The sequence below is a fragment of the Altererythrobacter sp. CAU 1778 genome (genome assembly GCF_054482795.1).
This window is the reverse complement of sequence record NZ_JBTLRP010000001.1, coordinates 1,667,667-1,688,824: the sequence shown is the minus strand read 5'-3', so window position 1 is coordinate 1,688,824 and position 21,158 is coordinate 1,667,667. Positions and strand designations below refer to the sequence as shown.

At 63.6% G+C, this 21,158-nt stretch carries 22 protein-coding genes and 1 tRNA gene; 18 read left to right on the top strand and 5 right to left on the bottom strand.

Annotation, left to right across the window (positions count from 1 at the left end; translation table 11 throughout):
* From scpA to ACXYN8_RS07960, 7 genes are all read left to right on the top strand, one after another.
* The gene (gene scpA, locus ACXYN8_RS07990) at nt 1–2,166 is read left to right on the top strand and encodes a methylmalonyl-CoA mutase (protein WP_458888832.1); all 2,166 of its coding nucleotides are present in this window, start codon (nt 1–3) and stop codon (nt 2,164–2,166) included.
* Nucleotides 2,163–2,624, top strand: coding sequence for a DMT family transporter (locus tag ACXYN8_RS07985; RefSeq protein WP_458888831.1), 462 nt, complete (start codon nt 2,163–2,165; stop codon nt 2,622–2,624). The genes scpA and ACXYN8_RS07985 overlap by 4 nt, the downstream gene beginning before the upstream one ends.
* Nucleotides 2,621–3,631, top strand: a complete 1,011-nt coding sequence (gene bioB, locus ACXYN8_RS07980) for a biotin synthase BioB (RefSeq protein WP_458888830.1) — start codon at nt 2,621–2,623, stop codon at nt 3,629–3,631. The genes ACXYN8_RS07985 and bioB overlap by 4 nt, the downstream gene beginning before the upstream one ends.
* A 350-nt stretch (nt 3,632–3,981) precedes the next feature.
* Nucleotides 3,982–6,045 (top strand): ATP-binding protein, encoded by a 2,064-nt coding sequence (locus ACXYN8_RS07975; RefSeq protein WP_458888829.1) that lies wholly within the window; start codon nt 3,982–3,984, stop codon nt 6,043–6,045.
* 1 nt (nt 6,046) lies between these two features.
* A complete protein-coding gene (locus tag ACXYN8_RS07970) occupies nt 6,047–6,418 on the top strand; it encodes a tRNA-binding protein (protein ID WP_458888828.1) in 372 nt (123 codons plus the stop codon).
* Between the two features lie 160 nt (nt 6,419–6,578).
* On the top strand, nt 6,579–6,851 hold the full coding sequence (locus ACXYN8_RS07965; RefSeq protein WP_458888827.1) for a hypothetical protein: 273 nt from the start codon (nt 6,579–6,581) through the stop codon (nt 6,849–6,851).
* A 51-nt stretch (nt 6,852–6,902) separates the two neighbouring features.
* Nucleotides 6,903–7,682 (top strand): thioesterase family protein, encoded by a 780-nt coding sequence (locus ACXYN8_RS07960; protein WP_458888826.1) that lies wholly within the window; start codon nt 6,903–6,905, stop codon nt 7,680–7,682.
* 4 nt (nt 7,683–7,686) lie between these two features.
* Here the strand turns inward: ACXYN8_RS07960 and aroB are convergent, their stop codons facing one another.
* Nucleotides 7,687–8,796 carry a 3-dehydroquinate synthase gene (gene aroB, locus ACXYN8_RS07955; protein ID WP_458888825.1) on the bottom strand — a complete coding sequence of 370 codons (1,110 nt, stop codon included), beginning with the start codon at nt 8,794–8,796 and terminating at the stop codon, nt 7,687–7,689.
* The gene (locus ACXYN8_RS07950; RefSeq protein WP_458888824.1) at nt 8,787–9,359 is read right to left on the bottom strand and encodes a shikimate kinase; all 573 of its coding nucleotides are present in this window, start codon (nt 9,357–9,359) and stop codon (nt 8,787–8,789) included. The genes aroB and ACXYN8_RS07950 overlap by 10 nt, the downstream gene beginning before the upstream one ends.
* 75 nt (nt 9,360–9,434) lie before the next feature.
* Between ACXYN8_RS07950 and ACXYN8_RS07945 the strand changes: the two genes are divergently transcribed.
* The 5 genes from ACXYN8_RS07945 (at nt 9,435) to ACXYN8_RS07925 (ending at nt 14,890) form a co-directional block, all read left to right on the top strand.
* On the top strand, nt 9,435–9,578 hold the full coding sequence (locus ACXYN8_RS07945; protein WP_458888823.1) for a hypothetical protein: 144 nt from the start codon (nt 9,435–9,437) through the stop codon (nt 9,576–9,578).
* Nucleotides 9,575–11,443 (top strand): hypothetical protein, encoded by a 1,869-nt coding sequence (locus ACXYN8_RS07940; RefSeq protein WP_458888822.1) that lies wholly within the window; start codon nt 9,575–9,577, stop codon nt 11,441–11,443. The genes ACXYN8_RS07945 and ACXYN8_RS07940 overlap by 4 nt, the downstream gene beginning before the upstream one ends.
* Nucleotides 11,430–12,326 carry a tyrosine recombinase gene (locus ACXYN8_RS07935; RefSeq protein ID WP_458888821.1) on the top strand — a complete coding sequence of 299 codons (897 nt, stop codon included), beginning with the start codon at nt 11,430–11,432 and terminating at the stop codon, nt 12,324–12,326. The genes ACXYN8_RS07940 and ACXYN8_RS07935 overlap by 14 nt, the downstream gene beginning before the upstream one ends.
* Before the next feature lie 9 nt (nt 12,327–12,335).
* The gene (locus ACXYN8_RS07930; protein ID WP_458888820.1) at nt 12,336–13,283 is read left to right on the top strand and encodes an acetyl-CoA carboxylase carboxyltransferase subunit alpha; all 948 of its coding nucleotides are present in this window, start codon (nt 12,336–12,338) and stop codon (nt 13,281–13,283) included.
* Between the two features lie 116 nt (nt 13,284–13,399).
* Nucleotides 13,400–14,890 (top strand): M48 family metalloprotease, encoded by a 1,491-nt coding sequence (locus tag ACXYN8_RS07925; protein WP_458888819.1) that lies wholly within the window; start codon nt 13,400–13,402, stop codon nt 14,888–14,890.
* 127 nt (nt 14,891–15,017) lie between these two features.
* Here ACXYN8_RS07925 and ACXYN8_RS07920 read toward each other — a convergent pair whose 3' ends face one another.
* Nucleotides 15,018–15,197, bottom strand: coding sequence for a Flp family type IVb pilin (locus tag ACXYN8_RS07920; RefSeq protein ID WP_458888818.1), 180 nt, complete (start codon nt 15,195–15,197; stop codon nt 15,018–15,020).
* A gap of 112 nt (nt 15,198–15,309) precedes the next feature.
* Nucleotides 15,310–15,498 (bottom strand): Flp family type IVb pilin, encoded by a 189-nt coding sequence (locus ACXYN8_RS07915; protein ID WP_458888817.1) that lies wholly within the window; start codon nt 15,496–15,498, stop codon nt 15,310–15,312.
* Nucleotides 15,499–15,598: 100 nt separating this feature from the next.
* Here ACXYN8_RS07915 and ACXYN8_RS07910 point away from each other — a divergent pair, with 100 nt between their 5' ends.
* The 5 genes from ACXYN8_RS07910 to folE all read left to right on the top strand — a co-directional run bounded on the left by ACXYN8_RS07910 (nt 15,599) and on the right by folE (nt 18,980).
* Nucleotides 15,599–15,979: a (deoxy)nucleoside triphosphate pyrophosphohydrolase gene (locus ACXYN8_RS07910; RefSeq protein WP_458888926.1), complete on the top strand. Its 381-nt coding sequence runs from the start codon at nt 15,599–15,601 to the stop codon at nt 15,977–15,979.
* Between the two features lie 66 nt (nt 15,980–16,045).
* Nucleotides 16,046–16,122: transfer RNA gene (locus ACXYN8_RS07905), tRNA-Arg, on the top strand.
* A gap of 194 nt (nt 16,123–16,316) precedes the next feature.
* The gene (locus ACXYN8_RS07900; RefSeq protein WP_458888816.1) at nt 16,317–16,808 is read left to right on the top strand and encodes a hemerythrin domain-containing protein; all 492 of its coding nucleotides are present in this window, start codon (nt 16,317–16,319) and stop codon (nt 16,806–16,808) included.
* A gap of 28 nt (nt 16,809–16,836) precedes the next feature.
* Nucleotides 16,837–18,372: a phospholipase D-like domain-containing protein gene (locus ACXYN8_RS07895; RefSeq protein WP_458888814.1), complete on the top strand. Its 1,536-nt coding sequence runs from the start codon at nt 16,837–16,839 to the stop codon at nt 18,370–18,372.
* Nucleotides 18,369–18,980 (top strand): GTP cyclohydrolase I FolE, encoded by a 612-nt coding sequence (gene folE, locus ACXYN8_RS07890; protein ID WP_458888813.1) that lies wholly within the window; start codon nt 18,369–18,371, stop codon nt 18,978–18,980. Before ACXYN8_RS07895 ends, folE begins: the two co-directional genes overlap by 4 nt.
* A gap of 69 nt (nt 18,981–19,049) precedes the next feature.
* Here folE and ACXYN8_RS07885 read toward each other — a convergent pair whose 3' ends face one another.
* Complete coding sequence (locus tag ACXYN8_RS07885) at nt 19,050–19,529, bottom strand: redoxin family protein (RefSeq protein WP_458888811.1); 480 nt, start codon at nt 19,527–19,529, stop codon at nt 19,050–19,052.
* 176 nt (nt 19,530–19,705) lie between these two features.
* On the opposite strand from ACXYN8_RS07885, the gene ahcY reads away from it, so the two are divergent.
* A complete protein-coding gene (gene ahcY, locus ACXYN8_RS07880; protein WP_458888810.1) occupies nt 19,706–21,124 on the top strand; it encodes an adenosylhomocysteinase in 1,419 nt (472 codons plus the stop codon).
* Nucleotides 21,125–21,158 lie beyond the last annotated feature (34 nt).

Sequence of the window (21,158 nt, the reverse complement as noted above, 5' to 3'; positions counted from 1 at the left end):
ATGACCCACAAGACCCCCGGATATGACGACTGGAAGCCCCTCTCTGAAAAGGAGGTGAAGGGCGCCGAAAATCTTGACGCTCTGACCTGGCATACGGCCGAAGGGATTGCGGTGAAGCCGCTTTACACCAGCGAAGACACCGAGGGTCTCGACCCCGGGGTGCCCGGCATCGCGCCCTTCACGCGTGGGCCCTATGCCTCGATGTACACCGGTCGCCCGTGGACCATCCGCCAGTATGCGGGCTTCTCGACCGCGGAAGAATCGAACGCCTTTTATCGCCGCAACCTCGCGGCGGGACAAAAAGGCTTGTCGGTCGCCTTCGACCTTGCCACCCATCGCGGCTATGACAGCGATCACCCGCGCGTGGTCGGTGATGTCGGCAAGGCGGGCGTCGCGATCGACACGGTGCGCGACATGGAAATCCTGTTCGACCAGATCCCGCTCGACACCATGAGCGTTTCCATGACGATGAACGGCGCGGTGATCCCCGTCCTGGCATTCTACATCGTGGCGGCAGAGCGGCAGGGCGTTCCTCAGGACAAGCTCGCCGGGACCATCCAGAACGATATCCTCAAGGAGTTCATGGTCCGCAACACCTATATCTACCCGCCCGAGCCGAGCATGCGGATCGTCTCCGACATCATCGCATATACATCCGTGAACATGCCGAAATTCAACAGCATTTCGATCTCGGGCTACCATATGCACGAGGCCGGGGCGACGGCGGTACAGGAACTTGCCTTCACCATCGCCGACGGCAAGGAATACGCCAAGCGCGCCATGGAGGCGGGGCTGGACATCGATGCCTTCGCGCCGCGCCTGTCCTTCTTCTGGGGCATCGGCATGAACTTCTTCATGGAGATCGCCAAGATGCGGGCCGCGCGCGCGCTGTGGCACGACGTGATGGAAGGGCTGGGGGCGCAGAACCCGAAGTCGAAGATGCTCCGGACCCACTGCCAGACCTCCGGCGTCAGCTTGCAGGAGCAAGATCCCTACAACAACGTCATCCGCACCACGATCGAGGCGATGGCGGCCGTGCTGGGCGGCACGCAATCGCTCCACACCAACGCGCTGGACGAAGCCATCGCGCTGCCGACAGACTTCTCCGCCCGCATCGCACGCAATACGCAGCTGGTGATTCAAGAGGAGACGGGCGTCACCAAGGTCGCTGATCCCCTGGGCGGCAGCTACTATATCGAAAGCCTGACTGCTGCGCTGGTCGAAGAGGCGCGCACCATGCTCGACGAGGTCGAGGCGGCGGGCGGGATGACCGCATACGTCGCCAGCGGCAAGCCCAAGGCACAGATCGAGATGGCAGCAGCAGCGAAGCAAGCCAGCGTCGACAAGGGCGAGACGGTGATCGTCGGCGTCAACAAGTACCGCCGCGATACGGAAGACGAGATCGACACGCTCGATATCGACAACCACGCCGTGCGTCAGAGCCAGATCGCACGGCTGCAGGAAGTCCGGTCAAAGCGGGACGAACCGGCGTGCCGCGCCGCCCTTGATGCGCTGACCCAAGGCGCGAGCGGCGGGGCGAACGTTCTTCAGCTGGCAGTCGAAGCCGCCCGGCACGATGCGACACTGGGAGAGATCAGCGCGGCGATGGAAGCCGTATTCGGACGCTACGACACGACGCCGAAGCCAGTGCGCGGTGTGTATGCCAAGGCCTATGCCGACGACGACCGCTACAATCAGGTGGTGGAAGGTGTGGAGGCGGTGGCCCGCAGGCTCGGGCGCGCGCCCAGGCTGATCGTCGCGAAGATGGGCCAGGACGGCCACGATCGCGGCGCGAACGTGATCGCCAGCGCATTCGCCGACATGGGCTTCGACGTCCTCAGCGGCCCGCTGTTCCAGACCCCGGAAGAAACGCGCGACATGGCGCTCGCCGAAAACGCCGACGCCATTGGCGCAAGCAGCCTTGCCGCCGGGCACAAGACGCTCATCCCCGAACTGATCGGCCTGTTGAAGGATGCTGGCCGCAGCGACATCAAGGTGATCGCCGGCGGGGTGATCCCGCAGAAGGATTACGAATTTTTGCGCGATGCAGGGGTGCAGGGCATATACGGACCGGGCACGAACGTGATCGAGGCAGCCGCCGACGTCCTGCGCCTGCTGGGTCACAATATGCCGCCTGCAAACGAGACAGTGGAAGACGTGCCATGAGCGGTCAGACCGGAAGCAGTTTCCTGCCTTTAGCCGCCAAGATGTTCGCCGCGGGGCTGGGCATACCGGTGTTCGCCGCCCTCAACGCCGGCCTTGGCCAGCAACTTGGCGGCCCGGTCGCGGCGACCGCGGTGACCTTCGCGATCGGCTTCCTGATTGCGATGATGATGCTGACTTTCACCGGCTACCCGCCAGCCAGCGCATTCACCTTCGAGCGGCCGTGGCTCTGGATCGGAGCGGTGATGATGCTGTTCTACGCCACGTCGGTCGCCTATTCCGCGCCGCGGATAGGTTTGGGCAATGCCATTTTCTTCGTCCTGCTTGGCCAGATCGTGGCAGCCGCGCTTATCGACCATTTCGGCCTGCTCGGTTCCATCAAGAGCGCGATTACGCCAAGGCGCGCGCTCGGCCTCGCGGTCATGGCCGCCGGTCTCTATCTGGCTAGGAAACCCGTATGAACTCCGTCCGTACCGACTGGACCCGCGAAGAAATCGCGAGCCTGTTCGACCTGCCATTCACCGAACTGCTGTTCCGCGCTGCGACGGTGCATCGGGAGCATCACCCGCCGGAGCAGGTGCAACTGTGCACGCTGCTGAGCATCAAGACCGGCGGGTGTCCGGAGGATTGCGGCTATTGTTCGCAGTCGGTGAAAGCGGATTCCGGCGTCGAAGCGAGCAAGCTGATGGACGTGCAGGCCGTGCTGCAATCCGCAGCGCAGGCGAAGGACCACGGTAGCCAGCGCTTCTGCATGGGTGCTGCCTGGCGCAACCCCAAGGACCGCGATATGCCCGCGATCGTCGAGATCGTGAAGGGCGTGCGCGCGATGGGGCTGGAGACCTGCATGACGCTCGGCATGCTGACGCCCAGGCAGGCGGACATGCTCGCCGAGGCGGGGCTCGATTACTACAACCACAACATCGACAGCAGCCCCGAATATTACGAACGCGTCATCACCACGCGCACGATGGCCGACCGGCTCGACACGCTCAGCAACGTGCGCGCGGCGGGGATCAACGTGTGTTCGGGCGGGATCGTCGGCATGGGCGAGACGCGCGATGACCGCGTCGGCTTCGTCCACACGCTCGCCACGCTGGAGCAGCATCCCGAAAGCGTGCCGGTCAACGCGCTGGTGCCGGTCAAGGGCACGGTGCTGGGCGACATGCTGGCGGACACCCCGCTCGCCAAGATCGACGACATCGAATTCGTCCGCACCGTCGCGGTCGCGCGCATTACCATGCCGCTCAGCATGGTGCGCCTCTCCGCCGGGCGCGAGAGCATGAGCGAGGCGACCCAGGCGCTGTGCTTCCTCGCCGGCGCGAACTCGATCTTCACCGGCGACAAGCTGCTGACCGCGCCGAATGCGGGCGACGACAGCGACGCCGCGCTGATGGCGAAGCTGGGACTGACGCCGCTGAAGGGCGAGGAGCCGCTGCGGGCTTGCAAGGTTGTGGAGGCGGCGGAGTGATCACCCCCCCATCTCGTCACCCCGGACTTGATCCGGGGTCCCGCTTTTCTTCGAGCGCCGCGCCGGAAAGTAGCGGGATGCCGGATCAAGTCCGGCATGACGTAGTAGGAAAGTGGTCGGATGTTTCGTAGTTTGACGATCTTTGCGTTCGCGTTAGCCACTCTCGCATTGTTCGGCTGGATGTTGCTCGTTTGGATGTCGCTCAATCTCCTGAGCTTCCCCTGCGAACAGGCTCATCCCGGCTATACTTGCTCGCAATCCATCTGGATCGAATTCGGGTTGCAAGCGGGAATCCCGCTCGCAATCTGGGCCGTCGCCGCAATCATCATTTATCGGAAATGGGCTCGCTGATGTTCTCCAAAATCCTCATCGCCAACCGGGGCGAGATTGCTTGCCGGGTCATCAAGACCGCGCGCCGGATGGGTATCGCGACCGTCGCTGTCTATTCGGACGCCGATGCGCGCGCGCCGTTTGTGCGGATGGCGGACGAGGCGGTGCACATCGGACCTGCGCCTGCGGCCGAGAGCTACCTGATCGCGGACAAGATCATCGCCGCGTGCAAGCAGACGGGAGCCGAGGCGGTGCATCCGGGCTACGGATTCCTCTCCGAACGCACCAGCTTCGCCGAGGCGCTGGCGAAGGAGAACATCGCCTTCATCGGCCCTCCGGTGAACGCGATCGCGGCGATGGGCGACAAGATCGAATCCAAGAAGCTGGCGAAGGAAGCGGGGGTCAACGTCGTCCCCGGCTTCGTCGGCGAGATCGAGGATACCGAGCATGCGGTCCGCATCTCCAACGAGATCGGTTACCCGGTGATGATGAAGGCCAGCGCCGGCGGCGGCGGCAAGGGCATGCGCCTCGCCTACACCGAGATCGACGTGCGCGAAGGCTTCGAAAGCGTGAAACGCGAAGGCCTGAACTCCTTCGGCGACGACCGCGTGTTCATCGAGAAGTTCATCCTCAATCCGCGCCACATCGAGATCCAGATCCTCGGCGACCAGCACGGCAACATCGTCTATCTGAACGAGCGCGAGTGCAGCATCCAGCGCCGCCACCAGAAAGTGGTCGAGGAAGCGCCGTCGCCCTTCGTCACCCCCACGATGCGCAAGGCCATGGGCGAGCAATGCGTCGCGCTCAGCCGTGCCGTGGGATACTACAGCGCGGGCACGGTCGAACTGATCGTAAGCGGTGCGGACCCGACGGGGGAGAGCTTCTACTTCCTCGAAATGAACACCCGCCTTCAGGTCGAACACCCGGTGACCGAGGCGATCACCGGCATCGACCTCGTCGAGCAGATGATCCGCGTCGCGGCGGGCGAGAAGCTGCCGTTCACGCAGGATGACATCGGCATCGACGGCTGGTCGATCGAGAACCGCGTCTATGCCGAAGACCCCTATCGCGGCTTCCTGCCGAGCATAGGGCGGCTGGTGCGTTATGAACCGAACGCAGCGGATGTGCATCAGCAGCCGCTGCTCGACCGAAGCGATGACGCCGCCTACATCCGTGTCGACGACGGCGTAGCCGAGGGCGGCGAGGTGTCGATGTTCTACGACCCGATGATCGCCAAGCTGATCACATGGGCACCCACGCGCGGCGAGGCGGCGGACTTGCAGGTTAAGGCGCTGGACGCCTTTCGCATCGAGGGGCTGGGCCACAACATCGATTTCCTTTCGGCCCTGATGCAGCACCCGCGCTTCCGCAGCGGCGAACTGACGACGGGCTTCATCGCCGAGGAATATCCGGACGGTTTTACCGGCGCGCCCGCCGACACTCGGCTCACGGGTGTGCTGGCGGCCGTGGGCGGGGTCATCGCGACTGCCGAGGCGGACCGCGCGCGCCGGATCAACCAGACGCTTCACGACGAGTTCTTCGCACCGGGCGACTGGTCGGTTCGGATCGGGGAGCGTGATGCGGATGCCACCACGCATCAGGTCCGGCTGGAAGAGAACGCGATCACGGTCGACGGCGAACCGGTTACGCTCGAAATGGCCTACACTCCGGGCGACCGGTTCGTGCAGGTCGACCTGTTTGCCAGTGCGGACGAGGACGCGGAGATTGTCGACAGCTATGGCCTGCAATTGCAGCCGACCCGGACCGGCTATGCCGTAACCACGCGCGGCGCGACGCATCAGCTTCGCATCCTGCAAAGCCGGATCGCGCATCTTGCCGGACACATGATCGAGAAGGTGCCGCCCGACCTTTCGAAGCTGCTGATCTGCCCGATGCCGGGTCTGCTTGTGAAGCTGCACGTGGCGCAGGGCGACACGGTGCAACCGGGCCAGCCGCTCGCCACGGTAGAAGCTATGAAGATGGAGAACATCCTGCGCGCCGAGAAGGAAGGGACGATTGCCGCGATCAACGCGGGCGAGGGCGACAGCCTCGCGGTCGACGAAGTGATCCTGGAGCTGGAGTAGAGTGCACCTGCTTCACGCCCCTGACGCGCCGCGTTGCGACGAGATCTGTTTCGAGGACTTCTTGAAGGTCGACATTCGCATCGGAACGATCGTTTCGGCAGAGGACTTCCCCGAAGCGCGCAAGCCCAGCCTGAAGTTGCAGATCGACCTCGGCCCGGCCATCGGCGTCAGGAAAAGCAGCGCGCAGATCGCTGCCAATTACGACGCGGAAACGCTCGTGGGGCGGCAGGTCGCGGCAGTGGTCAACTTTCCCCCACGACAGATCGGGCCGATGATGTCCGAGGTGCTGACCATCGGTTTCGCAGACGAAGCGGGCCAAGTGACGCTTTTCGCGCCGGACAGTCCCGTTCCCAATGGAGCACGCCTGTTCTGAGCGGAAATTGCGGTGCCGGGACATGAAGTGTCCCGGCTACGTTCATTCGTTGCGAAAATTGCGCCCCTCACAACGATGCACTTTATGGTGCAGCGCAGCACGTGATATGTCCGCAGCCATAAAATCGAGTCGCATTGGACACCAGCATGAGGGGTGAACGATGGCACACCGGGGAACGGCTTATTTCGACAGCCGCGGATTATACCACAAGACCCCCGAAGACGCGACGCTGAGCGATCTGGCTTCGCTACTCGGGAAAATCGGCGATGGAGAGAGCCTTGCGCCGGGCATCGCGCACATGTTGCTCGATCGCAGGACCGACCTCGACCGCATCTTTGCCGAGCATGACGCGATGAAGCAGGCCGAGGACGAAGCGCGACAAGCTGCGATCGATGCGGATAATGTGACTCCGTTGAAGGTGCCGCGGGACTGAAAACGCCCCCGCGCAGTTGACGCAACCGGCCTGGCTGGCATGGAAGCCGGCATGAGCTTTACCGACCTGATCGACGGCGCGCGCCGCACGGACACCGGCTTCGCGCTGGATATTCCCGAAACGTGGCATCAAGGGCGCACGGCCTACGGCGGTTTCTCTGCCTCGCTTGCGCTGGCGGCATCGCGAATGCTGGCGGACGATCTGCCGCCGCTCCGGTCCGCGCAGATCAGCTATGTGGGGCCGCTGTTCGGCACGGCAGAGGTCAGCGCGCGTATGCTCCGTCGCGGACGCAACGCGAGCTGGGTGAATGCGGAAATCGTCAACGAAAAGGGCGTCGGGCTGACCGCGACCTTCGTTTTCATGGGACCAGTGCAAAGCGCGCTCGCCTTCAACGACAGCGCACCACCGGACGATGTGATCGCGTGTGATGAAGCTAGCGTGTTCGACAACCCACACGCTCCGCAGTTCATCGCCAACAATTTCGAACAGAAGTTCGCCGTTCCGCGGACGGAGGCGAAGCAGCCACGGGTGACCTGGTGGGCGCGCCAGAAGAACCCCGGCCGCATGGACCCGATGGCCGATGTCCTGATGTGCGCCGACGCGCTGCCACCGGGCGTGATGCCAATGCTGGGTCGGGGCGTTCCGGTCAGCACGATGCAGTGGCAGGTGAACCTGCTGACGGCCGAACCCCGGACGCGCGATGGCTGGTGGCTATTGCAGGCCGAAGCCGACTATGCCGAGAACGGATGCTCGAGCCAGCGGATGATGATCTGGAACGCCGATGGCGAGCCGATCGCCGCGGGCAAGCAGTCGGTCGCCGTTTTCGGCTGACGGTTCAGTCGGCGCGCAGCTCGCCGTCGAGAAACGCCGCGACATCGTCCAGCGCGACATCGTGTGCCAGCACGGCATTGCCGATGCCGTCCAGCAGGATGAAGGGCAGGGTGCCTGCGTCCATCTTCTTGTCGTGGCGCATATGGTCGACCAGTTTGGCGCCGTCGCAAGTCAGGCCGAGGGATGCGACATCGGCAGGGAGCCCCGCCTGCTCCACCGCCAGTGCAACGCGATTCGCAGCCGCGCGCTCGATCGAGCCGCGGCGGACCGAATAGCGCGCCGCCAGCACCATGCCGAGTGCAACCGCCTCGCCATGCAAAAGACGGCTGGAAAAGCCGGTTTCCGCCTCCAGCGCGTGGCCGAATGTGTGGCCCAGATTGAGCAGGGCTCTTCGCCCGCTCGTCTCACGCTCGTCCTCGGCAACGATGCGCGCCTTCGCCGCGACGCTGGTTGCGACCGCTTCCTCCAGCGCTTCCGGTTCGCGCGACAGGACAGCTCGACCATTGCTTTCGAGCCAGCCGAAGAACTGTGCGTCGCCCAGCACACCGTATTTCAGCACTTCGGCATAGCCAGCGCGCATCTCGCGATCGGGCAGCGTAGCAAGACAGTCGAGATCGGCCAGCACCAGCGCGGGCTGGTGAAAGGCGCCGATGAGGTTCTTGCCTGCGGTCGTATTGATAGCCGTCTTGCCGCCGACGGAGCTGTCGACTTGCGACAGCAGCGTGGTGGGCAGCTGGATGAAGCCGCACCCGCGCTTCAGAATGGCACAGGCAAAGCCGGTGAGGTCGCCCACGACGCCGCCGCCCAGCGCCAGCACGTGGTCCCCGCGCTCGACGCCCTCGGCCAGCATCCAGTCGGTGAGATCGCGCAGGCTGTCCCAGCTCTTGGAAGTCTCGCCCTGCGCGACTTCGTACCAGACAGCGGTCTTGCCGACCTGCGCCAAGGCACGTTCGAGCCGAGGCCCATGCAGGCGCCGCGCGTTGACGTCGGCCACCACCGGCACACTGGCCTTGCGCAGCAGCGCCGCGCCAAGCTCGCCCGCGCGGTCGAGCAGGGCAGGCCCGACGTGCACGTCGTAGCCGCGGCCAGCCAGTTCCACCGGAATTACAGCCATCGATCGATTGCCTCCAGAATACGCCCGGCCATCGCTTCGTGCGGGCCTTCCATGCAAGGCACCCGGATGTGTGCCTGCTGATAAACGGGATTGCGCTGCTCGAGCAGGCTGGAAAGGATTTCGCGCGGATCGCCAGTCTTCAGCAGCGGACGATTGTTGCGCCGCCCCACGCGCTCGACAAGCGTGTCGAGATCGCAGTCGAGCCAAACGGCAATTGCCCCTTCGAGGATAAGCGCGCGCGTTTCGTCCTGGATAAAAGCCCCACCGCCGGTGGCGATCACGCCGATCGACGCATCCTCCATCAACCGTGCGATCACCCGGCGTTCCCCATCGCGGAAGTAGTCTTCGCCAAACCGCTCGAATATCTCGGTGATGGAAAGCTGCGCGGCCTGCGAAATCTCGTCGTCGGCATCGTGGAACGGCGCGTCCATGAGTTCGGCCAGCTTGCGCCCGACGGTGGATTTGCCGACGCCCATCATGCCGACCAGCACCACGGGGCGATCGATCCGCCGGACGATTGCGCGGATCTGGTCGCTGGACAGGTCGGTTTGCGCGTTGGACATTGCAGCCAAGCCTATAGATGGGCTAACCCGCCGCGCAAGCGCCGCGGGAGGTGCTTGGTTGTGAAGGTGGGTCGCGTGTCACTGTTAAATCGCCGCAATGTTCTGCTGCTTCTGCTTGGTGCCACGGCGGCGCTGCTCGTCGCGGCGTGGATCGCGGGCGGATCGGTGGAGACCCGCACGATCACCGAGCCCGTGGCTTTGCCGGAGAGTGCACGATGAAGGCCCGGTACCTGATCGGCGGCGCGCTGCTGGCGACCTGCTCGACACTGGTGCTTGCCGGTCCGACATCCCTGCTGCCGCCGGGGTTCGAACAGCCGACGCCTGCTCCGGCACCCGCACCGACGCCATCCCCTGCTCCGACCCCGGCTCCGAGCTCGACGCCGGCCCCCTCGTCGGGCAGCACATCACAGCCGGTCGTCCAGGCGACAACGGGCGGATCGTCGAATGCGTCCGCGAGCGGATCGGAAGACGGGTCGGACAGCGATTCCGATGGTCCGCGCCTGAAACGCCTGCCTTCGGTCCAGGAACTGGAACGGATGAGCCCGGAGGCGTTCAACGAACTGTTCGATCTCAATCCTGAATATGACGTGCCGCCGACTGCACGCCGCTCGCTCGACATGGTCGGAGTGATCGATGCCGAGAATGGCGGATTGCCGGGCGGGTCGCTCGCACGTCAGCCTGCCGCGCTGGTGCGCGCGGCGTTGGCCAGCAATACGGGTCGACTGACATCGCGCTGGGGCCATATCCTGCTGCGCCGTGCGCTTGCCAGCCGGATGGATGCGCCGGACGGGATGGGCGGAGTGGAGTTCGCCGCTCTGCGTGCGGGCCTGCTCAACCGCATGGGCGAGAATGCCGTGGCGCGCACGCTGGTGCAGGACGTCGATTCGGCCAATTACAACGGTGCGCTGGCAAGCGCGGCGGTCGATGCCTTCGTCGGCACCGGCGATATCGTCGGTATTTGCCCCGTAGCGCGTCTGAAGACCGATGCCCTCGATTCCGATCAGTGGAACATCCTGAAGCAGGTTTGCGCCGCTTATGCCAACGATGGCCTCCGGGCCAACCGCGAACTTCGCCGCTACGTCAACAACGGCAAGGTACCGCAAATCGACGCGCTGCTGGCGCAACGCTTTGCCGGTGCATCTGGCGAGAGCGGGCAGGCGGTCAACATCGAGTGGGACGACGTCGAGGAACTGACCCCTTGGCGCTACGGTTTCGCAAGCGCGCTGGGCATCGATTTTCCCGACGAGCTGTGGAACGGCTCGAACGGCGCTTTCGATGCGCAGGCAGCGATTTCGCCCGCCATGCCCCTCGACCGTCGGTTGCAGGCCAGCGCTGCTTCCGCGGCGCGCGGCGTGATGTCGGCCAGCGCGCTGGTGGACCTCTATTCGCAGGCATACGCCGACGCGGAAAGCCTGCCCGACTGGACGAGGCAGGCGCGCAGTCTGCGCCGGGCCTATGTCGACGAACAGCCTGCGGAACGGCTGAATGCAATCCGTTCGCTGTGGGATGACGACCGGGTCGGCAGCGGCGACGTGCTGACCGCCTATGCCTCCGCGCGCATGACGCCAAGCGGGGAATTCGCAGCAGATGCGGACCGCCTGATCGGCTCCATGCTGACCGCCGGGCTGGATCGCAATGCCATGCGCTGGGCCTCTGTCGTGGACGAAGGTTCGATAGCATGGGGCCTGCTCGCCTTGGCGCAGCCGAACGGTGACACGGCGGTGGACGAAGGCTCGGTCCGGGATTTCGTGGGGAACGACGAGAGTGTCGACCAGCGCCGGTCGGGTTTTCTCGTGGCCGGCCTCGCGGGGCTGGGCCGTCTGGACGGCGATGCGGTATCGGAACTGGATGCCGATCTTGGCCTGTCGCTCGGTCGACGCACGAAGTGGAGCAATCTGATCGATGCGAGTGCGCGGGTGGACAATCAGGCGCTCGTCGCCCTTCTCGCGGGGCTGGGAATGCAGGGCGAAAGCTGGGACAAGATGACGCCGCGCCATCTCTACCACATCGTGCGCGCGCTCAACGACGTTGGCCTTTCTGCCGAGGCACGCATGATCGCCGCCGAAGCGGTTGCGAAGGGCTGACCCGATCAGCGCCGCGATAGAGGCGTTCCTGCAGATGATGGCCGCGGAACGCGGTGCATCGGTCAATACGCTGGCGGCCTATCGGCGCGATCTTCAGGGCGCTGCCGAGATCGTTGACCGTCTTGAAGCAGCGGACAAGGACCAGCTGGCGACCCTCGGAAGCGAATGGAGCGCGCTTGCACCGTCCTCGCTCGCTCGAAAATCCTCGGTGCTGCGCCAGTTCTTTGCCTTTCTGCAGGACGAGGGGTGGCGGGAGGACGATCCATCGGGCGCGCTGCCACGCCCCAGAGCGCGCAGACCCTTGCCGAAGATACTCTCGCACGACGAAATCGGCCGCCTCTTCGCGCTGGCGGAACAGGAGGCCGCGACGGACAGGCCCGGCGCCGTCCGGATGCTGACCCTGATAGAGCTGCTTTACGGTTCCGGCCTTCGGGCGACGGAACTGGTTTCCCTGCCCCTGAGCGCCGTCCCGCGCGATGCGCCGTTTCTGACCGTGACGGGCAAAGGAGGGCAGGCGCGCATGGTGCCGGTCAGCAAGCGCGCGGGCACCGCGATCCACCGTTGGTTGCCGCTTCGCGATACCTCGTCACGTTACCTTTTTCCCAGCCGAGACAAGCACTTGTCGCGTGTGCGGCTGTTTCAGTTGTTGAAGGCGCTCGCCGCGCGTGCCGACATCGCGCCTGAAAAGGTCAGCCCGCACGTATTGCGCCATGCCTTCGCAACGCACCTGCTGGAAGGGGGGGCGGACCTGCGCGTCCTGCAAACGCTGCTAGGCCATGCCGACATCGCCACCACGCAGATCTACACCCATGTCGACGCGGCGCGGCTTGTGGCTCTGGTGAACGAGCGTCACCCGCTTGCGGAAAAGCGCGCGCGCGACTAGCGCAGCGCCATGATTTCCTATCTCGAATTTGAAAAGCCGGTCGCCGCGCTCGACGCGCGCGTGGAAGAATTGCGCAAGGCGGCCGAGGGCGACGAAGTCGATATCGGGCAGGAGCTCGACCGGCTGGAAAAGAAGAGCGCCGACTTGCTGGCGAGCACCTATGCTGCGTTGACGCCGTGGCAGAAGACGCAGGTTGCGCGGCATCCGGCGCGCCCGCATCTGCGCAATTTCCTTGAGCATATCTTCACCGATTTCGTGCCGCTCGGCGGGGATCGGCTGTTTGGAGATGATCTTGCCATTATGGGCGGGCTCGCCACGCTGGACGGGCGCAAGGTCATGCTGATCGGGCACGAGAAGGGCCACGACACCGAAACCCGGCTCAAGCACAATTTCGGCATGGGCAAGCCGGAAGGCTACCGCAAGGCGATCCGGCTGATGCAGATGGCGGACCGCTTCGGACTGCCGGTGGTGACGCTCGTCGATACCTCCGGCGCATTTCCCGGCATCGAGGCGGAGGAACGAGGACAGGCCGAAGCGCTCGCCCGTTCGACCGAGGCTTGTCTCGCGCTCGGCGTGCCGATGGTCGCTACCATCGTGGGCGAGGGCGGTTCCGGCGGCGCGCTGGCGCTTGCGAGTGCGGAACGCGTGATGATGTTCGAGCACGCGGTCTATTCGGTGATTTCCCCCGAAGGCTGTGCCTCGATCCTGTGGCGCACAGCGGACAAGGCCCCGGATGCTGCCGATGCGATGAAGGTCACCGCGCAATCGCTGCTCGAACTCGGCGTGATCGATCGCATCGTGCCGGAACCTGTCGGCGGGGCGCATCGCGCGCCGCAGCAGGCGGCAGAAACGCTGGGCAGGGCAATTGGCGAGGAACTGGATAAGCTGACCGGAAAGCCGGCGGACGAGCTGCGCGCCATGCGCGAAGAACGATTCCTGCGCATCGGAAATTTCTGACGCGGGCCTGCCGTGCGGCGGCTCGTCGCGACCTCGGAACAATTGACCCAATCTCCGGTTAGTGGAGCAGACTTCCCACGAGGCGAAGCTGCGTCGCCAACAAACCGGAGAACCCGATGCCCAAAGCCCTTACCACGCGCGCCAAGGCGCTAGCTCTTGCCACCACTGCCAGCATGGCCCTGTCAGGCTGTGCCGCGACCGGCCTGGGCGGTTCCGTTCCGTCGGCTGGCACGCCCATCACCACGTCCGAAGCCCAGCAGGGGGCCGAAGCGCATCCCCAGATTCTCGCAGAATTCGGCGGTGAAGTCAGCGGCCCGGCCGCTACCTACGTCGAAGGCATCGGCAAGAATATCGCGGTGCGGTCCGGCCTCGGCGGTGCGCGTGACAGCTTCAACGTCAGTTTCCTCAACAGCTCGGTCAACAACGCCTTCGCGGTGCCGGGCGGGTATATCTACGTCACGCGGCAGCTCGCCGCCCTGATGAACAATGAAGCGGAAATGGCCGCCGTGCTCGGACACGAAGTCGGCCACGTGGCGGCCCGCCACTCGCAGCGCCGCCAGGCCAACGCGCAGCAGAACTCGCTGCTGGGCGCAATCGGCGCGATCCTGACGGGTGTGGTGTTGGGCGACAGCAGCATCGCGCAGGGCCTTCAGCGTACCTTCCTTCAGGGCTCGCAACTGCTGACGCTGAAGTTTTCGCGCAGTCAGGAACTCGAGGCCGATCAGCTCGGTATCCAGTATCTGAACAGCGCAGGCTACGATCCCAAGGCAATGTCGACGCTGCTTGCCAGCCTCGCAGCGCAGAACACCCTCGACGCGCGTTTGCAGGGTCGCGATTCGGCGCAGGTTCCGGCGTGGGCGTCGACCCACCCCGATCCGGCCAGCCGCGTTTCGCGCGCATCGCAGCTTGCTGCCGGTGGAACGGGCACGATCAACCGCGATACCTATCTGACGCGCATGGACGGCATCATCTATGGTGACGATCCGCAGCAGGGCGTGATCGAGGGACGGCAGTTCATCCACCCGGACCTGAGGCTTTCGTTCACCGCGCCCAGCGGCTTCTACATGGTCAACGGCACCCGTGCCGTGACGATCAACGGCCAGAGTGGCCAGGCCCAGTTCTCGACCGGGCAATACAACGGCAATCTGGAAACCTACGCTCGCCAGGTTTTCCAGGCGATCGGCGGCAACCAGCAGAACATTCAGCCAAGCAGCCTGCAGCGGACTACGATCAACGGTATTCCAGCGGTGATCGGTCAGGCGCGGGTCGCGCAACAGAACGGCTCGGTTGATGTGACCGTGGTCGCCTACGAGTTCTCGAACAATCAGGCGTATCATTTCGCCGCATTGACGCGAGCAGGCGGGGCGAATGTGTTCAACCCGATGTTCCAGTCGATGCGGAAGATCTCGACGCAGGAGGCCGCCAATGTCGTCCCGCGTCGCCTCGATGTCGTGACCGCAGGCAGCAGCGATACGATCCAGACGCTGGCACGCCGCATGGCCTACAGCGACGCGCAGGTCGAACGCTTCATGGTGTTGAACGGACTCTCATCTTCCGAGCGCATCCAGCCGGGTCAGAAGTACAAGGTGGTTGTACGCTCACGCTGATACGATCAAACCTCGAAAAAAAAGGGGCCGCAGTAGATTGCGGCCCCTTTTTCGTATGCGTCATCCAAAAGAAAAGGCGGCGGGTTTCCCCGCCGCCTCTTGCTTTTTGGCTTTGCAGCCGAACCGATTAGACGTTCGTGTTCGCCGTGGTCAGTTCGCCCGAAACCGTCGAGAAGGTCTTGGTGAGTTCGCCACCGAGGGTGCCCATTGCGGTCATGGCAGCAACGGCGATGAGAGCAGCGATCAGGCCGTATTCGATAGCGGTCGCGCCGTCTTCGTCACGGATGAGCTTGTTGATGAAGGTCATTGTAAGTCTCCTGGTTTTCAATCTTCGATACCCGGCTCTTCCCAAGTACAATCCCGGATCGAGCCATTCCGGGATAGTTGTCAGAAGTTGACAAATCGCTAAGCAGTCTCACTCAAACATTCGCGGTCGCGGTGGTCATTGTATTCTCGACCTTGTTCCAGAGGGCGATGTTGCCATCACCGACCTGGCTGAGCGTTCCGACCATTGCGATCACGATAAGTGCAGCGATCAAACCGTATTCGATTGCTGTTGCCCCCGAGCGATCGTCGGACAGTTCTTTCAGGAAAGCCGTAATTCGCATCGGAAATCTCGCCATCACTTGCTGACGAGTTGGCTTATGATGGCGAGTTCCTAACAAATCGTTTCAGCAGGACGCACGCTTGGAAAAATTTCCGACATGGATGCCAGTTGTGGCAGCCGCTCTCACCCGCGCAGACGGGCGATGCCTGTTGCAGCAACGGCCCGTGCACAAGCGCCACGGCGGCCTGTGGGAGTTTCCCGGCGGCAAAGTCGAAGTGACTGAAAATCCACGCGAAGCCTTGTGCCGCGAACTTGCCGAAGAACTGGCCATCGCTGTCCTGCCTGAGCATTGCGAGCCGCTGCTGCTGGCGGACGAGGCAGGGGAAGGGCCGGTTGTCCTGATGCTTTACAGAATTGCGGTCTGGCAGGGTGTGCCCGAATCGCAGGAAGGGTGCGAACTGCGATGGATTCGCCAGGACGAAGCGACGGAAATGCCGCTTGCGCCGATGGATCGCGACTTCCTGTCGCGTATGTCGGGGTAGGGTCCGCAAAATCGCAAACAGGGATTGCCAAGCCAGCAAGCCCCCCCTATGTGCCGCCCTCCAAGCGCGCCAGTAGCTCAGCTGGATAGAGTACCTGACTACGAATCAGGCGGTCGGAGGTTCGAATCCTTCCTGGCGCGCCAAAGATGGCCATCCTCCGACGGGAGGGTGGCCTTCTTTGGTTCTGGCCTTCCGCATTTGAAAACGGTGCCAGACCATCCGCAACCCGTCTTGCGGACTTGCGGTCGTTTAACTTTCCTGCGGCCACGCTGCCGTGCGGCCGGAACTCTCGCGCGGGTTGGCGGTTCGGTCTGTGTATCCACACAGGGGAATTGCCATGAGCCACGCCGACGCCATCTTCGAACGCCTGAAGCAGGACCACGACAAACATCGAGATCTTCTCGACCGGATCGGCGCAACCAGCGGCGACAGCGAGGAACGCGAGCAGCTGTTCGTCGAGCTGACGAAGGAACTGAAGGGGCACGCGGCCGCTGAAGAGCAGGCGCTCTATTCCACAATGTTGCGCAAGCCCGAGACGACGGACGAAACTCGCCACTCCGTCGCCGAGCATCATGAGATCGACGAAGCACTGAACGACCTCGCGGCAACCGATATGTCTTCGGGCGCGTGGCTGACGAAGTTCAAGACCTTCGAACATGACTATCGTCACCACATCGAGGAAGAGGAGGAAGAACATTTCCCGGACTTCGCGAAATATCTCGATGCGGAAGACGAAAAGCACATGGAAGAGGTGTTCGAACGTCGCAAGCAGGCCGAGAAGGCCGACGCCGAGGTGACTCCGGAGAAGAAAGAAGACGCCAAGGAGTGATCAGCGGGCGAGGGGGCTTTCCAGGGACATGAGTGAAAAGAAAGCGGACGACGGCGGTTTCAGCGGCGACGAGAGCGTGGAGCAGGGTGTCTGGCGCTACGCCAGGGCGACCCGCGCGAGCGTGATCGTCGATGCGGAGCATTATTTCGCGCACATGCAGCAGGCGATGTTGAAGGCGCAGGACCGAATCCTGCTGATTGGTTGGGACTTCGATTCGCGCATCCACCTCACGCAGGGCCGGCGGTGGTACAAGCGGCTGACCTCGCATGAATACCCTGCGCGTCTGGGAAGCTTCGTTTTGTGGCTGAACCGCCATCGCAAGGGCCTCGACATCAAGCTGCTCAAATGGAGCTACGGCGTCGTCAAGTTCTTCGGTCGCGGGTCCATGGCGCTCGACCTGATCCGGTTCGCCCGTCACAAGCGCATCGATTTCAAGTTCGACACCGCGCATCCGGTCGGTTGCAGCCACCATCAGAAGCTCGCCGTCCTCGACGGGCAAGTCGCGGTGTGCGGCGGCATCGACATGACGACCTTCCGCTGGGACACGCGCGAACACCGCGAGGACGACCCGCGGCGCAAGCGTCCGCGTGGCAAGCCTTACGGGCCCTGGCACGACGCGACGATGATGCTGGAGGGCCCGATTGCGGGCGATCTGGAACAACTCGGCATCGACCGGTGGAGCTGGGCTGGGGGCGAGCAGCTGGAGCGGACCGAACCGGGCGACAAGGACTGCTGGCCGGAAAAGCTCGAGGTGCAGTTCGAGAATGTCGAGATCGGCATTGCCCGCACGCGCGCCGAATATGACGAACGGGATGCCGTTCGCGAGATCGAGGAACTGTTCGAGAAGCACATCGCCGAGGCAAAGCACTTCATCTATGCCGAAACGCAGTACTTCGCCTCGCGCAAGATCGCCGATGCGGTCTGCCGGCGGCTGAGCCAGCCCGACCCGCCGGAAATTTTCATCGTCCACCCCTGCAACGCCGACGGTTGGCTTGAACAACAGGCGATGGACCACGCGCGCGCGCAACTGGTGCGGGCGATTGGCGAGAACGATCCGGCCAAGCGCTTCAACCTGATGGTGCCATATACGGGCGAAACGCCGATCTACGTCCACGCCAAGCTGATGATCATCGACGACCGTATCCTGCGGATCGGTTCGGCCAATATGAACAACCGCTCGATGGGCCTGGACAGCGAATGCGACCTGTTCATCGATTGCAGCCGTCCCGGCAACGAAAGCTGCGGAGACCAGATCGCGCGACTGCGCTATTCGCTCCTCGCCGAGCATTGCAGTCTGGAAGAGGACGAGGTGCCCGGCCTGCTTGCCCGGTATGGCTCGATGATAGAGATGGTCGACCGGATCGGGACCGATCGCAATCGCACCTTGCAGCGGCTGGATCTGCCCGAATTGAACGCGGTGCAGGAAAAACTGGCCGATTCCGAATTGCTCGATCCGGAATGTCCGGACGATATGTTCGAGCCCTTTGCCGAGGGCGGGCTTTTCCGCGAAAGAACCGTGCTGCAACGGATGCGCGATCGGATTCGCAGGAGAAAAGAAAAATGAGCAGCCTTGTAGGGCCCGACGAAGACGATCCGCGCGGCAAGCCGCCGGTGCCGGAGAACGTGCAGGACGCGATCCGCACATTGATCGAATGGGCGGGCGATGATCCCGCGCGCGAGGGATTGCTGGACACGCCATCGCGCGTCGCGCGGGCGTGGAAGGAATACTGTCTCGGCTACACCGAGGATCCGGCGGTTCACCTCAGCCGGGTGTTCGAGGAAGTGGGCGGCTACGACGAAATCGTTTTGCTCAAGGACATCCCGTTCCAGTCACATTGCGAGCATCATATGGCACCGATCATCGGCAAGGCCGCGATTGCGTACCTGCCCACCGACCACGTGGTCGGGATCAGCAAGCTGGCGCGGGTTCTGCACGGCTACGCCCGCCGGCTGCAAATCCAGGAGCGGCTGACCGCAGAGGTCGCCCAGTGCATCTGGGAACACCTCAAGCCGCAAGGCGTCGCCGTGGTGATCGAGGCGAGCCACGCCTGCATGACGGCGCGGGGAGTCCGCACGCCGGGCGTCGGCATGGTGACGAGCCGCGTGATGGGCACATTCCGCGAGGACCATCGCAGCCGCGAAGAAGTGCTCAAGCTCATGGGTTACGGCTGATCCGAAACCGTCACGCCAAATAAAAAGGGCGCCCACCGGGCGCCCTTTTGCTGTTCGGGGTTGGCAGGCTCAGAGCTGGCCGAGCATGTGTTCCGCGCTGGAGACCTTGAAGTCGCCCGGTTCCTCGACATTGAGTTCGGTCACCACGCCGTTGTCGACGATCGCCGACCAGCGCTGCCCACGCTTGCCCATGCCGAATGCCGAGCCGTCCATGGTGAGGCCAAGCGCTTCCGCGAATTCGCCATTGCCGTCAGCCAGCATGGTGATGTCGTCCGAACCCGCGGCGCTGTTCCATGCGCCCATCACGAAAGCATCGTTCACGGCGGTCGCGGCGATTTCGTCAACGCCCTTGGCCTTCAGTTCCTCTGCCTTTTCGACGAAGCCCGGCAGGTGCTTGGCGGAACAGGTCGGGGTGAACGCGCCGGGGACGGAGAAGAGTGCGACCTTCTTGCCCGCGAAATATTCGCTCGCCTGCACCTGCTGCGGGCCTTCGGCGGTGGCTTTCACCAGTTTGGCGTCGGGAAGCGTGTCACCTTTGGAAATCGTCATGTCGCGTATGTCCTTCTGCGAGTGTTCGCTGCCCTAGTTAGTGCGCGGCGCGACGGGTGCAAGCGGGCGCGGCCCCTTTACTCTGCTCCGGGTGGCTACTATGTGCCGCGTCCAGAAACGCGCTGCATGGAGCCCCGGCCGCGCCTCACCCGAACATTGTTACAGGAGAAGTGCGCGTGGCCACTGCCGCTAAGGACGCAGACTACATCGTCAAGGACATCAGCCTCGCCCAGTACGGGCGCGACGAAATCGACATCGCGGAAACCGAAATGCCTGGCCTGATGGCCCTGCGCGAGGAATACGGCAGCGAACAGCCGCTCAAGGGCGCGCGGATCACCGGGTCGCTTCACATGACGATCCAGACCGCCGTGCTGATCGAAACGCTGGTCGCGCTGGGCGCGGACGTTCGCTGGGCGACCTGCAACATCTTCTCGACGCAGGATCACGCAGCTGCCGCGATCGCCGAACAGGGCATTCCCGTGTTCGCCATCAAGGGCGAAAGCCTGGCCGATTACTGGGATTACGTCGGTCGCATCTTCGACTGGTCGAGCGACGAGGACGAAGATCGCACCGCGAACATGATCCTCGACGATGGCGGCGATGCCACCATGTTCGCTCTTTGGGGTGCGCGCATCGAAGCCGGTGAAGAGATGCCGGCACCCGCGAATGCCGAGGAAATCGAATTCCAGCGCGCGCTCAAGGCTTTCGTCAAGGCGAAGCCCGGCTACCTCACCGCCAGCGTCAAGAACATCAAGGGCGTGTCGGAAGAGACCACCACCGGCGTGATGCGGCTCTACCAGATCGCCAAGCAGGGCAAGCTGCCGTTCCCGGCAATCAACGTGAACGACAGCGTCACCAAGTCGAAGTTCGACAACCTCTACGGCTGCAAGGAATCGCTGGTCGACGCGATCCGCCGCGCCACCGACGTGATGCTGGCCGGCAAGGTCGCCTGCGTCGCGGGCTACGGCGACGTCGGCAAGGGTTCTGCCGCTTCGCTGCGTGACGGCGGTGCGCGCGTGATGGTGACCGAAATCGATCCGATCTGCGCGCTTCAGGCGGCAATGGACGGGTTCGAAGTCATCACGATGGAAGAGGCGACCAAGCGCGCCGACATCTTCGTCACTGCGACCGGCAATGAAGACGTCATCACCGCCGAACACATGAAGGCGATGAAGAACATGGCCATCGTCTGCAACATCGGTCACTTCGATTCCGAAATCCAGATTTCGGCGCTCGACAATTACGACTGGAAGGAAATCAAGGAAGGCACCGATCTCGTCACCTTCCCCGATGGCAAGTCGATCCTCGTGCTGGCCAAGGGCCGCCTGGTGAACCTCGGCTGCGCGACCGGCCACCCCAGCTTCGTGATGAGCTCCAGCTTCACCAACCAGACGCTGGCCCAGATCGAGCTGTTCAAGAACACTGACAATTACGACAACGACGTCTACGTGCTTCCCAAGCACCTCGACGAGAAGGTGGCAGCGCTGCATCTCGACAAGCTGGGCGTGATGCTGACGCAGCTTTCCAAGAAGCAGGCCGACTACATCGGCGTGCCGCAGGAGGGCCCGTTCAAGCCGGACCACTACCGTTATTGATCGTTCAAGCGCGCGAACCGGTTTCGGCTGGTCC

Excerpts from the sequence above, each read along its gene's own strand:
- scpA (WP_458888832.1), top strand. The coding sequence starts at position 1 with ATGACCCACAAGACCCCCGGATATGACGACTGGAAGCCCCTCTCTGAA.
- ACXYN8_RS07985 (WP_458888831.1), top strand. The coding sequence starts at position 2,163 with ATGAGCGGTCAGACCGGAAGCAGTTTCCTGCCTTTAGCCGCCAAGATG.
- bioB (WP_458888830.1), top strand. The coding sequence starts at position 2,621 with ATGAACTCCGTCCGTACCGACTGGACCCGCGAAGAAATCGCGAGCCTG.
- ACXYN8_RS07975 (WP_458888829.1), top strand. The coding sequence starts at position 3,982 with ATGTTCTCCAAAATCCTCATCGCCAACCGGGGCGAGATTGCTTGCCGG.
- ACXYN8_RS07965 (WP_458888827.1), top strand. The coding sequence starts at position 6,579 with ATGGCACACCGGGGAACGGCTTATTTCGACAGCCGCGGATTATACCAC.
- ACXYN8_RS07960 (WP_458888826.1), top strand. The coding sequence starts at position 6,903 with ATGAGCTTTACCGACCTGATCGACGGCGCGCGCCGCACGGACACCGGC.
- aroB (WP_458888825.1), bottom strand. The coding sequence starts at position 8,796 with ATGGCTGTAATTCCGGTGGAACTGGCTGGCCGCGGCTACGACGTGCAC.
- ACXYN8_RS07950 (WP_458888824.1), bottom strand. The coding sequence starts at position 9,359 with ATGTCCAACGCGCAAACCGACCTGTCCAGCGACCAGATCCGCGCAATC.
- ACXYN8_RS07940 (WP_458888822.1), top strand. The coding sequence starts at position 9,575 with ATGAAGGCCCGGTACCTGATCGGCGGCGCGCTGCTGGCGACCTGCTCG.
- ACXYN8_RS07930 (WP_458888820.1), top strand. The coding sequence starts at position 12,336 with ATGATTTCCTATCTCGAATTTGAAAAGCCGGTCGCCGCGCTCGACGCG.
- ACXYN8_RS07925 (WP_458888819.1), top strand. The coding sequence starts at position 13,400 with ATGCCCAAAGCCCTTACCACGCGCGCCAAGGCGCTAGCTCTTGCCACC.
- ACXYN8_RS07920 (WP_458888818.1), bottom strand. The coding sequence starts at position 15,197 with ATGACCTTCATCAACAAGCTCATCCGTGACGAAGACGGCGCGACCGCT.
- ACXYN8_RS07915 (WP_458888817.1), bottom strand. The coding sequence starts at position 15,498 with ATGCGAATTACGGCTTTCCTGAAAGAACTGTCCGACGATCGCTCGGGG.
- ACXYN8_RS07910 (WP_458888926.1), top strand. The coding sequence starts at position 15,599 with ATGCCAGTTGTGGCAGCCGCTCTCACCCGCGCAGACGGGCGATGCCTG.
- ACXYN8_RS07900 (WP_458888816.1), top strand. The coding sequence starts at position 16,317 with ATGAGCCACGCCGACGCCATCTTCGAACGCCTGAAGCAGGACCACGAC.
- ACXYN8_RS07895 (WP_458888814.1), top strand. The coding sequence starts at position 16,837 with ATGAGTGAAAAGAAAGCGGACGACGGCGGTTTCAGCGGCGACGAGAGC.
- folE (WP_458888813.1), top strand. The coding sequence starts at position 18,369 with ATGAGCAGCCTTGTAGGGCCCGACGAAGACGATCCGCGCGGCAAGCCG.
- ACXYN8_RS07885 (WP_458888811.1), bottom strand. The coding sequence starts at position 19,529 with ATGACGATTTCCAAAGGTGACACGCTTCCCGACGCCAAACTGGTGAAA.